The 12,080-nt window shown below is 64.7% G+C and carries 10 protein-coding genes; 4 read left to right on the plus strand and 6 right to left on the minus strand.

Annotated features, from left to right (window positions below):
- Positions 1-148 precede the first annotated feature (148 nt).
- Entirely contained in the window at positions 149-937 is a 789-nt protein-coding gene (locus RWQ91_RS14590; protein WP_314507425.1) for a helix-turn-helix domain-containing protein, read from the minus strand.
- Between the two features lie 129 nt (positions 938-1,066).
- Here RWQ91_RS14590 and RWQ91_RS14595 point away from each other — a divergent pair, with 129 nt between their 5' ends.
- Together RWQ91_RS14595 and RWQ91_RS14600 are read left to right on the plus strand one after the other, a co-directional pair.
- Positions 1,067-2,503, plus strand: a complete 1,437-nt coding sequence (locus RWQ91_RS14595) for a cytosine permease (RefSeq protein WP_314507428.1) — start codon at positions 1,067-1,069, stop codon at positions 2,501-2,503.
- A complete protein-coding gene (locus RWQ91_RS14600) occupies positions 2,500-3,471 on the plus strand; it encodes an MBL fold metallo-hydrolase (protein WP_314507431.1) in 972 nt (323 codons plus the stop codon). Before RWQ91_RS14595 ends, RWQ91_RS14600 begins: the two co-directional genes overlap by 4 nt.
- 333 nt (positions 3,472-3,804) lie before the next feature.
- Here RWQ91_RS14600 and RWQ91_RS14605 read toward each other — a convergent pair whose 3' ends face one another.
- The 3 genes from RWQ91_RS14605 to RWQ91_RS14615 form a co-directional block, all read right to left on the minus strand.
- Positions 3,805-4,851 carry an MFS transporter gene (locus RWQ91_RS14605; RefSeq protein WP_314507433.1) on the minus strand — a complete coding sequence of 349 codons (1,047 nt, stop codon included), beginning with the start codon at positions 4,849-4,851 and terminating at the stop codon, positions 3,805-3,807.
- Complete coding sequence (locus RWQ91_RS14610; RefSeq protein ID WP_314507436.1) at positions 4,848-5,291, minus strand: MFS transporter; 444 nt, start codon at positions 5,289-5,291, stop codon at positions 4,848-4,850. Before RWQ91_RS14610 ends, RWQ91_RS14605 begins: the two co-directional genes overlap by 4 nt.
- A gap of 446 nt (positions 5,292-5,737) precedes the next feature.
- The gene (locus RWQ91_RS14615; protein WP_314507439.1) at positions 5,738-6,214 is read right to left on the minus strand and encodes a heme-binding protein; all 477 of its coding nucleotides are present in this window, start codon (positions 6,212-6,214) and stop codon (positions 5,738-5,740) included.
- 307 nt (positions 6,215-6,521) lie between these two features.
- Here RWQ91_RS14615 and tkt point away from each other — a divergent pair, with 307 nt between their 5' ends.
- Together tkt and tal are read left to right on the plus strand one after the other, a co-directional pair.
- Positions 6,522-8,642, plus strand: a complete 2,121-nt coding sequence (gene tkt, locus RWQ91_RS14620; RefSeq protein WP_314507441.1) for a transketolase — start codon at positions 6,522-6,524, stop codon at positions 8,640-8,642.
- On the plus strand, positions 8,639-9,769 hold the full coding sequence (gene tal / locus RWQ91_RS14625; protein WP_314507443.1) for a transaldolase: 1,131 nt from the start codon (positions 8,639-8,641) through the stop codon (positions 9,767-9,769). The genes tkt and tal overlap by 4 nt, the downstream gene beginning before the upstream one ends.
- Before the next feature lie 378 nt (positions 9,770-10,147).
- Here tal and RWQ91_RS14630 read toward each other — a convergent pair whose 3' ends face one another.
- Together RWQ91_RS14630 and RWQ91_RS14635 are read right to left on the minus strand one after the other, a co-directional pair.
- Positions 10,148-10,924, minus strand: coding sequence for an HAD-IIA family hydrolase (locus RWQ91_RS14630; RefSeq protein ID WP_314507444.1), 777 nt, complete (start codon positions 10,922-10,924; stop codon positions 10,148-10,150).
- 78 nt (positions 10,925-11,002) lie between these two features.
- On the minus strand, positions 11,003-12,058 hold the full coding sequence (locus RWQ91_RS14635; RefSeq protein WP_314507446.1) for an SDR family NAD(P)-dependent oxidoreductase: 1,056 nt from the start codon (positions 12,056-12,058) through the stop codon (positions 11,003-11,005).
- Positions 12,059-12,080 lie beyond the last annotated feature (22 nt).

The following is a 12,080-nucleotide window of genomic DNA, read 5'->3' on the forward strand; positions in this document are numbered from 1 at the left end:
CTGCATTTCGTTAGCAAGTCCAGCCCCGCGTTGTCCGCCTCGAGCTGCTTGCTAACGCCACGCCGCGGGTGGCCGCTCCGCAGGACGATACCGCGCCGACTTCAGCACTTGCGGGTGAAAGTCGCGTCGATGAAATTGCTGCGCAGTGTTAGCTCCCCAGCCGTTCCACCCAAATGGCGCGGGCAGCATCAGTTCCGCTATTGCGCCAGCTGTGGGCCTGACCGGATGTGAGGACGATGGAGTCGTCGACGCCCAACACGAAGACTTCCGCCTGCGACACCAACTCGAAAGTCAATTCGCCTTCCAACACACAGACGAAATTTTCACGTGAGAAAGTCACTACCCCACCGCTCGCACCCCCAGGAGGGACGGTCAACATCGCTGGGGCCAACAGGTGGCCCGACGAAGCGAGTTCTTCCCATGTCACTCCGCCATCGAGGACGGTTTTGGGTCTATCGGCGGACCTCATGACAATCCGCTGGTCGTCCCTTACGGGTGCGAGGTCGCTCATCGAAAGCGATAACGCTTCCGCGATGCGATTGAACACTTGAACGGATACGCCCGACTCACCCCGTTCGATAGCTGAGAGTAGCGATCGAGAGATACCGGCTCGGCCGGCAACTTCCTCCTGGCTGCGTCGCGACTGTTCGCGGGCGGACCGGATGCGGGCACCCGTTGCGGCGATCTCGCCGTTGCCAATCTCATTCACCTTCGCCTGCACGACGACGGGCCGCACGTGTGCCAAACGGCGCTTCGTCACCGCGTGATCGACAGCCGCCTTGACAGCAGCAGCATCGAACAGACGGTGACCGCCCGGAGTTCTCCGGCTGGGGACACGCCCAGCTTTTTCCCACAGCCGGATCGTCTGCGCACTCACGCCGGCGGCCTCCGCCACTTCGCCGACGGTGGCGTACTCCTGCCCATCGATGTAGCGCACGAAAGACAACGTAGCCCGATATTACGACGAGTTCCTCGAGAACTGTTGACAAACTACAATCACGCTGTAGTTTCACTGGTAAGAACTTGTTATGGACGTCCCGCCCAAGACCGAAGATAGGACACCCGCATGATTGAGCAGCCCGCGTCGCCGCCGGTAGGCCGCGACCTCTTCCAGGGTGCGACCGACGCCGTAGAAGCAGTGGGGCGGATCGAGACGAAAGGGATCGACACTGTTTCCCAGTCCGAGCGGCACGGAAGACCCTGGGAACTGTTTCCGGTGTGGTTCACCGGAAACTTGACCTACACCTACCTGCTGTTCGGTGGCATCTTGATACAGCTCGGACTGTCACTCATGACGGCTCTGGTTTTGGCTGTCGTCGTAAATTTGGCCTGGATCCTGGTCGGCGTGATGGCCACGGCAGGGCCGAAGACCGGTACCGCCACGATGGTGGTTAGTCGCGCCCAGTACGGTATCCGCGGCAATGCCTTGTCTTGCTTCTTCAACTTGGTAATCAATCTGGGGTACGAGGGACTCAACATCGCCATAGCGACCTTCGCAGCCTCCGCGTTGGCCACCTTCCTAGGCTTCCCGCCGAATGCACTGGGTAAAGCACTCCTTGTGATTTTGATCGGTGCCATCGTTTTCACTCTTGGCCTCTACGGCCACGCGACGATCGTGTCGGTGCAGAAGTGGCTGTCCTGGGCTTTGGGTGGAGCGGCGATTCTGTTCATCGTGTTCCTGATACCGCATGTTGACTGGTCACACCAAGGGGATGCGACGCTCACCAGTTCGGCGATGCTTGCCGCAATCCTGATCGGGATCAGCGTGGTAGTTAGCGGGCCGCTCTCCTATCCCATCGCCGCGGACTACAGCCGGTACCTTCCCAGGGAGACGTCTAGCCGCGCGGTCGCCTTCTTTACCGCAGTGGGAGGATATATCCCCACCGTTGCCCTCACGTGCGCCGGCATCCTGGCAGCGACGGCCGTAGATCCGTCGGACTTCACCACGTCAATCCAAGAAGTGGTGCCCGGCTGGTTTTACCCGATCTTTCTGCTGATCATCGTCTTCGGCGTCATGTCGAACTGCATCTACTCGATTTACTCATCCGGCCTGGCCATGCAGTCCATGGGCATCCCACTTAAGCGCACGCGGACAGTATGGATAGACGGCGGAATCGGCGTCGCGATTGCACTGTTTGGCGTCCTCGCCGCCTCCGACTTCCTCACCGTGCTGCAGAACTGCCTGCTGTGGTCGGTGTACTGGCTGGCACCATTCTTCGGAATCTACCTCACCGACCTCGCAATGCGTCGCGGTCAGTACGAGGTAGTCGACTTGTTCAAGCCTGGGGGGGCGTACTGGTTCAACAACGGTTTCCGTTGGCAAGGTTTGGCGGCCCTCGGTTTGGCGATGTTCTGCTCAGCGATGGTGTCGAACACGCCGTACTTCCAAGGCCCATTGTCAGCTCGCCTGCTGGCCGATGGCGACCTCAGCCCGATCGTCGGAATTCTCGTCGCGGCCGTCAGTTACTGGCTCTTCACGCGTAGGACGAGCATTCCGCTGTGACCGCCGGCAGCAGCTGGTTTGCGGTGCAACGACTGCGGAAGGGCGTTTACCTGATCGCCGAGCCGATGCACGTCAACTGTTATCTGATCGTCGGCTCCCGCCGCGCTGTACTGTTCGACACCGGTTTGGGCATCGCTCGTATCCGACCACAGGTCGAGGCGATTACGGACTTGCCGGTGACCGTGGTCAACAGTCACCACCACTTCGACCACGTCGGGGGAAACGTCGAGTTCGATGCGATCGCCGCGCATGAAGCCGGAGTCGCCTACCACCACGCCGGCCCCCCTCGCTGGTGGCTCCCTGCTTACCTGCGATGCGTGGATGAACTCAAGGCGTCCTACGACGAATACGAAAGCCTTGATCGCCGTGGATTCAATCTCATAGCCCCCGAGATGAGGATGCGGCCTTTCCCGCCGGACTTCGTTCCCGAGCGATGGGTGATAACGCCACCACAACCGACCCAGCACCTCGCGGACGGCGAACGGCTTGATCTTGGCGGCCGTGCTCTGACCGTTCTCCACACGCCCGGGCACACCCCAGATTCGGTCTGTCTACTCGACGAGGACAACCGCATCTTGTTCTCAGGAGACACCGTCGACACCGGGCCAATCTACGCCCACCTGCCTGGAGCGGACGTGCCCACCTACACCGAGACGCTACGGCGCATGGCCAGCCAACTGACTGATGATGTCGACGACATCCTATGCGCGCACGGAGCGCGATATCGAACCTACCCCGACGTGCTGAAACGGGTTGCAGACGCCTTTGACGAAGTATGCTCTGGTGCCCCTATCGCCTTCGAGGAGGCGCATGACTGCTTCATGGAGCCGGTGCGCGAAGTGCGCTTCGACGAATTTTCCATCGTTCTCCCCCCGACGGGCCTGGAGGGACGACACTACAAGCCGTTCCAGGAGGCCGACTCCGGCCCGGGCACGTGCTCGATTCCACCGGGAGCTACGAAGTGCTGACGCGCGCACCCGCCCCTGGCGCATCTGCTTCCTCCGGGGGGACTGTCTGGTACTGGGCCTGGCGGCGAGCTGGAACAGGAGGCTGGCGGTGGATCTGGTGTCCTTGGACGGACCAGCCGCCGTCGGAGGCTAGAAGGGTGCCGTTGACGTTCGCGGTGTCGTCGCTGAGCAGCCAAGTGATCTAGACCGCCATGTGGTCCGTTCGGCCGCCCCCGGCATAGCGCCATGAAGGGACTGAGCCGATCCCGCGAAGGCGCTGTTCACATGCAGATCGTCGCAGGAGGCGGTCAAGCACTGTTCCAGGTCGAGTTCGTAGTCCCGTTAAGGGCGGGATTAGTGAGGCGCGAGCACCGTTCGCGACTCCTGATCGGAGAGCGACGCATCAGCGGGCTTTCGCACGAAGCACGCAAGCAGTGCGCCGAGCGTTGCCACCAACGCACCTATCAAGAGAGCGTTGTGAACCCCCGCAGCTGTGGAGGTGGACGGCGCGGCGCCCAACTCGCTCTGTGCCGCCGCGGTCACTGTCATCACTGTGACAAAGAGGGCCGTACCGGCCGCGCCGGCCACTTGCTGCACCGTTCTTAGAATCGCACTGCCGTGGGGGTAAAGAGGCTGCGGCAGCGATCCCAGTGCGGAGGTGAGCAGCGGAGTGAGGACCAGGCCCAGCCCGATGCTCAGGGTCGCGTGCACAGCGATGATCCAGGCCACCGGGGTTGCTGCGCCGAACGTCGTCATGCCCCACAGCGCGCCGGCGACGATCATGACCCCTGGGATGACCAACGTCGTCGGGCCGTACCGGTCGAAGGCCGAGCCGACCAGAGGCGCCATCGCACCCATGAGGATGCCGCCCGGAAGCAGGACAAGTCCGACGGCGAGCGTGTTCAGACCGAGCACCTGCTGCAGGTAAATCGGAAGCAGTATCAGCGATCCGAACAGCGAGGCCATCACGATTGCGATCAATGCGACCGCGATGCTGAACGGGCGAGAGCGGAAGGTTCGCAAATCAAGCAGCGCGGCGTCTGTCCGCTGAAGTTGCAACTGGCGCAGGACGAATGCAATGAGCGCGACGGTGCCGACGACAATCGGAATCCACACCGGCACGGGTGCGTGACCGAGAGCGGCTTCACCGACCGAGCTCAGGCCGAAAATCAGACCGCCGAACGCGAAGGCCGAAAGGACAGTCGACAGCACGTCGAATTTCACGAAGTGAGTCTTTGTGACGTTGCGCAGGAAGATCGCTCCGAGTACCAACGCCAGAATGGAGATTGGCAGCACAAGCCAGAAAATCCAGCGCCAGTCGGCCACGGAGAGGATCACTCCAGAAACGGTCGGACCGATGGCAGGGGCGACGGCGATCACGATCGAGACGACGCCCATCATTCGGCCGCGGTGGCCCGGGCAACGAGTGTGACCACCGTGGTGAAGAGAAGCGGCAGCATGACCGCGGTCCCGGACGCTTGCACGATACGGCCGATCAGAAGCAGTCCAAAACCCGATGCGAGTGCGGCGATCAGCGTGCCGGCGCTGAACAAGCCCATCGCGCACAGGTACACCCGACGTAGCGGGAATCGCTCCAGCAGGTAGCCCGTAAGGGGGATGACGATAGCCATCGCGAGGAGATATGCCGTGGTCAGCCATTGGGCGACCCCTGCAGTGATCTGAAGATCAAGCATCAGATCCGTCAAGGCGACACCCATAACGGTCTCGTTCAGGATGACGACGAACGCCGCCCCGACGAGAATTGCGATCACCCCGCGGGCGCGGGCCTGGGATCCGCCAGCGGCTGTCGAAGCAGCTATACCTGCCTGGGGAGATGTCATCGGACGTCCTTCACAGTGTCAGAGAGAAGATCTGCGGGGCGAGGGTGGGTCAGCGCTGAAGAATGGCGCGGAAGTCCAGGCCGTCGTCTGGAGGGATCGTCCAGGGTGTGCTCCGTGACCACAGATGCTGCGGTCGGTGCAGACATATTTTCCCGCGCTGGGAAAAACGCTACCGGGTCCGCTGATTGCCGTCAATCAAGCGGCGGCAACGGCCTCGAGGATCTCCGGCGCCTTGGATGCCGACATCGCGATCGAGTTCTCGATCAGGACGTGTTTGCCGCAGGGATGGCGGCGAGCGCGATTCCCCAGTGCAAGCTGTGCGGTGTCGCGATGCAGACGTCGCACGCTGGGCCGGACACCAGGGCGTCGGTGTTCTCGTGGGCATTGCCACAATTTGCGGGCAGCTTGAGCAGTCGGAGGATCTCAGCCCGCTTACTCGGGCCGCGCTATGTCAGAGGACTTGCGCGAAGCTTGAGGGCCCTGATTCCCTCGACGACCAAGGAGTGGTCCTCTGCCGAGCTCGCCCCTGAGACCGTCACAACCGCGACGACGCCAGCGCCCGCGACTTTGATCGGCACGGCGCCGCCCGCGAACACATAGCGAGCGGGATCGAGCCATCCGCTGGATCCCGCGGGCACGCCGAGAGCAGCCATCCGTGCGGCGACGAGCGCCGACGACTCTTCGAACCGGAACGCCAAGGCACTCTTGCGGTCGATCCAATCCTCGTTATCGGCGGTCACGCCTGGCAGCGCCGCACGGAACAGCACCGCACCGGACGCCCGGCGGATGTCGATCGCGACGCCAAGGCCGGCCCGCAGGGCGGCATCCCGGATTGAAGACCCCAGTTCCCAGGCATCGCCGTGATCGAATCTCGCGAGTTCGAGTTCCGAGGCCTGATTCTCAAGTTCCGCGATTTCGCTCATGGTGCTCCCTCGTCTGGCCAAGATCTGCAGTGACGTTCGTCGGCCCGCGCTCCGCCTGATGTGGACGAATGATATTCCCCGGGGCGGGAATAACATATCCGATCGCTTTCCGGACGGTCAAGAGGCTGGGAGGAGGATGGCGCATCCAGGGGTGATTCGACCGAAGGCCCTGATCGTCGGCAGCCTAGCTCGCGCCTATTCCCACTCGGTGTTCGGAATAATTCCCACTCGGGATATAATCGCGATGTCGGCTGAGGCAGTCAGCAATCAGCGAGAACAAGAAGCCATGACGGCGAAGGAGTTCCACATGTTCGCTTGGCATGAGATCGACCGGCGCGCGGTAGACACGGCGAGGATTCTTGCGGCTGACGCCGTCGAGAAGGTGGGGAACGGCCATCCCGGCACCGCGATGAGCCTCGCCCCCGCTGCCTACCTGCTGTACCAGCGCGTGATGCGCCATGACCCTGCCGACACGGACTGGTTCGGCCGCGACCGGTTCATCCTGTCGGCCGGTCACTCGTCGCTCACCCAGTACGTGCAGCTGTATCTCGGTGGATTCGGGCTCGAGCTCGACGACCTGAAGGCGCTCCGCACGTGGGGCTCGCTGACGCCGGGGCACCCCGAGTACGGGCACACCGCCGGTGTCGAGATCACCACCGGGCCCCTAGGCCAGGGGCTCGCCTCCGCCGTCGGCTTCGCGTATGCCGCGCGGTACGAGCGTGGCCTGTTCGACCCGGAGGCTGCTCCCGGAACGAGCCCCTTCGACCACTACGTGTACGCGATCGCCGGTGATGGTGACCTGCAGGAGGGCATCACCTCCGAGGCATCCTCTCTCGCGGGGCACCAGGCGCTCGGCAACCTGATCGCGATCTACGACTCCAACCAGATCTCGATCGAGGACGACACCAACGTCGCGTTCACCGAGGATGTCGCGGCGCGCTACGAGGCGTACGGCTGGCACGTGCAGACCGTGGACTGGAAGCAGACGGGCGAGTACGTCGAGGACGTCCCTGCGCTGCACGACGCGCTCGAGGCCGCCAAGGGCGAGACGGGCAAGCCGTCGATCATCATCCTGAAGACGATCATCGGCTGGCCCTCCCCGGGCAAGCAGAACACCGGCAAGATCCACGGGTCTGCCCTCGGCGGCGACGAGCTCGCCGCGACCAAGAAGGTGCTCGGCTTCGACCCGGAGCAGAACTTCGCCGTCGCCGACGACGTGATCGCGCACACGCGCTTGCTCGACGAGCGCGGTGCCGCCGCACACGCCGAATGGCAGACGAGCTTCGACGAGTGGGCGGCCGTGAACCCGGAGCGAAAGGCGCTGTTCGACCGGCTGCAGTCCCGCGAGCTGCCCGAGGGAATCGCGGACGCGCTGCCGGTCTTCGAGGCCGGCAAGGACGTGTCGACCCGGGCCGCGTCCGGTGTCGTGATCAACGCCCTCGCCGCCGAGCTCCCCGAGCTGTGGGGCGGATCGGCCGACCTCGCCGAATCGAACCTCACCACGATCAAGGACGCGAAGTCGTTCATCCCGGCCGAGTGGTCGACGCACGAGTGGTCCGGCGACCCGTACGGCCGCGTACTGCACTTAGGCATCCGCGAGCACGCCATGGGCGCCATCGTCAACGGCATCATCCTGCACGGACCGACCCGCGCGTTCGGCGGCACGTTCCTGATCTTCAGCGACTACATGCGCCCCGCGGTGCGGCTGGCCGCCCTGATGAACATCCCCTCGATCTACGTGTGGACCCACGACTCCGTCGCCCTCGGCGAGGACGGGCCCACCCACCAGCCGATCGAGCAGCTCGCCACGCTCCGCGCGATCCCGAACTTCACGGTCGTCCGCCCCGCGGACGCGAACGAGACCTCGGTGGTCTGGCTCGAACTCCTCCGTCGCACCGGGGGACCCGCGGGTCTCGCGCTCACCCGTCAGAACATCCCGGTGTTCCCCCGCGGCGAGGGCGCGGCATCCGGTGACGTGTTCGCCTCGGCGGCCAACGCCACCAAGGGCGCGTACGTGCTCGCCGAAGCGCCCGGCGGCACGCCCGATGTGATCCTCATCGCCACCGGCTCCGAGGTGCAGCTCGCCGTGGCCGCTCGCGAAACGCTCGCCGCCGAGGGCGTCAACGCCCGCGTCGTGTCAGCGCCGTCGATCGAATGGTTCGCCGAGCAGGACGACGCGTACCGCGAGTCGGTGCTCCCCACCGCCGTCACCGCCCGCGTCTCGGTCGAGGCCGGCATCGGCCTCACCTGGCGCGGCATCGTCGGCGACAAGGGCCGCTCGGTCTCGATCGAGCACTTCGGCGCATCCGCCGACTACAAGACCCTGTTCCAGAAGTTCGGCATCACTGCCGACGCCGTCATCGAGGCAGCACGCGACACCATCGCCGCCGTGGAAGAGGCAGCCACCAGCACCAAGGAGAACGCATGAGCACCCCCACTGAGCAGCTGACCGCCGAGGGTGTCAGCATCTGGCTCGACGACCTGTCGCGTTCGCGGATCACGTCTGGCAACCTCGCCGAGCTGATCGCCACCCGCAACGTCACCGGTGTCACCACGAACCCGACGATCTTCGCGAGCGCGCTGTCGAACGGGCACTCGTACGAGACGCAGGTCGCCGAGCTCCAGGCCGCCGGCGCCTCGACCGACGATGCGATCTTCCGGATCACCACCGACGACGTCCGTGACGCCGCCGACGTGTTCCGCCCGGTGTTCGACGCCACGAACGGTGTCGACGGCCGCGTGTCGATCGAGGTCTCCCCCGACCTCGCGCACGACACCGCCGCGACGATCGCGCAGGCCAAGGAGCTGTGGGCGAGCGTGGACCGGCCGAACGTGCACATCAAGATCCCCGCCACCAAGGCCGGCCTGCCCGCGATCACCGCGGTGCTGGCCGAGGGCATCTCGGTCAACGTCACCCTGATCTTCAGCCTGGAGCGCTACGCCGCCGTGATCGACGCGTACCTCTCCGGCATCGAGCAGGCCAAGGTCAACGGCCACGACATCTCGACGATCCACTCCGTCGCGTCCTTCTTCGTGTCGCGCGTCGACACCGAGGTCGACAAGCGGCTCACCGCGATCGGCACGGACGAGGCATCCGCCCTGAACTCGAAGGCCGGCGTCGCCAACGCCCGGCTCGCGTACGAGCTGTTCGAGCAGGAGTTTGCCACCGATCGCGCGAAGGCGCTGACAGATGCCGGCGCCAACGTGCAGCGTCCGCTCTGGGCCTCGACCGGGGTCAAGGACCCGGCACTCCCCGACACGCTCTACGTCACCGAGCTCGTCGCGCCCGGCACCGTGAACACCATGCCGGAGAAGACCCTCGAGGCCACGTTCGACCACGGTCAGATCGCCGGCGACACCGTCACGACGAACTACGCCGACGCGCACGGGGTCTTCGGTCAGCTCGCCGGCGTCGGCGTGGACTTCGCCGATGTCACCCAGGTGCTCGAAGACGAAGGCGTGTCCAAGTTCATCGCCTCCTGGCACGAACTGCAGGAGACCGTGGCAACGGCCCTGAAGTCAGCGCAGTCGGCGGGCACGGAAAGGGCACAGTGACCGTCGAGATCCTCTTCACCTGACACGTCAAGGCGCTCGTCCACGAGACCCTCCCCGGCCTGATCGCCGACCTCGTAGCGTTGGGGAATCACCGCGGGTGATTCGTCTAGTGGCGGCAACATCGCCGGCGACCCCGGATGGAGCGCCTCGATCGAGCACGTCCGCCCATCGGCTGACTAAAAGACCCTGTTTGAGAAGTTCGGCGTCACCAACCAAGCCGCCATCGCGGCCCCTCGCGGGTACATCGCCGCCCGGAGCACAGATTGACGGATGAACATCATGAGCGCCCCGTTGCGGCACGCGCTGTCGACTAGCTGGGGCTCGTGTGGCGCCGACCCTCTGCGAGGGCGTCTAACGACCACAAGGATCCGCGTCCGCTCACCGGTGCAGCAGCTCACTGACTCCCGAGACGATTTCGTCGGGTCGGAAAGGGTAACGCCCGATCTCGGTCTGGTCGCTGATGCCGGTGAGCACGAGGATGGTTTGGAGCCCCGCTTCAATGCCCGCGACTATGTCTGTGTCCATGCGGTCGCCGATCATTGCTGTGGACTCGGAGTGCGCCCCGATGCGGTTCATCGCGGAGCGGAACATCATCGGGTTTGGTTTCCCGACCACGTAGGGTTCGCGGCCTGTCGCCTTCGTGATGAGGGCGGCGATCGAGCCCGTGGCGGGCAGGGGGCCATCTGCGGATGGTCCGGTCGCGTCAGGGTTCGTGGCGATGAAGCGCGCGCCCGCGCCGATGAGCCGGATGGCTTTGGTGATGGCTTCAAACGAGTAGTTGCGGGTTTCGCCGATGACGACGTAGTCGGGGTTGGTTTCGGTCATGATGAAGCCGACTTCGTGAAGGGCGGTGGTGATGCCTGCTTCTCCGATGACGAACGCGGATCCTCCTGGTACTTGCGCGGCGCAGAAGTCGGCGGTCGCCAGTGCGGAGGTCCAGATGCATTCCTCCGGCACGATCAGTCCGGATGAGCGAAGTCGGGCGCTGAGGTCTCGGGGTGTGTAGATCGAGTTATTCGTCAGGACGAGGAAGGGCTTGTGTTCGTGTGCCCATTGCTTGAGGAGTTCGGCCGCGCCGGGTAGCGCCTGGTTCTCGTGGACCAGGACACCGTCCATGTCGGTCAGCCAGCACTCGATCTCAGCGTGCTGGCGCATCGGCTTCGCCGTCAGGGGAGTGGCTGACTCCCGGGCCTCGCCCAGGAGCGGAAGGGGACGCTGACGGCGAGTGTGGTGTCATTGCACGGACCAGCCGCCGTCAGAGGCCAGGACGACGCCGTTGACGTTCGCGGAGTCGTCGCTGAGCAGCCAGGTGATCGATGCTGCCATGCGGTCCGCTTCGGCCACTGGCGGCATGAGCGCCATGAAGGGACTGAGCCGATCCTGCGCAAACGCGCTGGTCATGCTGCCCTCGATCGCGGTTGCCGTCGGCCCCGGAGCGACCGCGTTGGTGCGAATCCCCGACGGACCGTAGAGGAAGGCCGAGCTTTTCGTGATGCCCACGACCGCGTGCTTGGAGGCGGTGTAGGCGGTGCCGGCTGCGTTTCCGCGCAGCGACGCCTCCGAGGCCACGTTGACAATCGCCCCGCGTCCAGCTTGGAGCATCCCCGGGAGCACCGCTCGACTGAGCGCAAACGTTGCGTCCACATTCACCGCGAACACGCGACGCCACACCTGGTCCTGCGTCTCATGAAGCGGGATCATGCCGTCCATGATTCCAGCGACATTCGCCAAACCATCGACCGCGGCCCCGGCTGCGGTCACGATCGACGCGATGCCATCGGGTGAGGTGATGTCGGCCGTGACGGGGACAATCGTTCCTTGCGGGGACGCGGCGGCGAGGGCGTCGACGCCCGTCGGTGAGATGTCGACCGCGACGACGCGGCCGCCCTCGCGCACAATACGGCGGGCCGTGGCGCGTCCAATGCCCGATCCGGCGCCTGTCACGATGACGGTCTTACCGCGGAAACGTCCCGGAATACGTGAAGTCGCGTCCTCCGTCTCCTCGAGCGGGACTTCACCACCGTTCGCCTGCTTCACGAAGGTGTCGACAAGTTCTTGCGGGAAGGCGCCGCCGCCCAGCTCGACAATCGCCCGAAGGGGCAGCTGGCGTGCCGGGCGCAGCGCTTCCTCGGACTGGCCGGCCTGGGCGAGGATCGCGTGGATGAGTGGACCGCCGACGGCGTCGTCCAGCCACTCCTGCAGGGTGTTCTTCGATGTAAGAGTCAAAATTCTCCTCAGGGCATCAAGTGAATCGGTTGCGTTGGGCGAAGCGGCGCCGACCGGCATCATGGCGCGACTTTGCGCGCGAGAG

Source organism: uncultured Microbacterium sp. (assembly GCF_963524805.1).
In the GTDB taxonomy this organism is placed as follows: domain Bacteria; phylum Actinomycetota; class Actinomycetes; order Actinomycetales; family Microbacteriaceae; genus Microbacterium.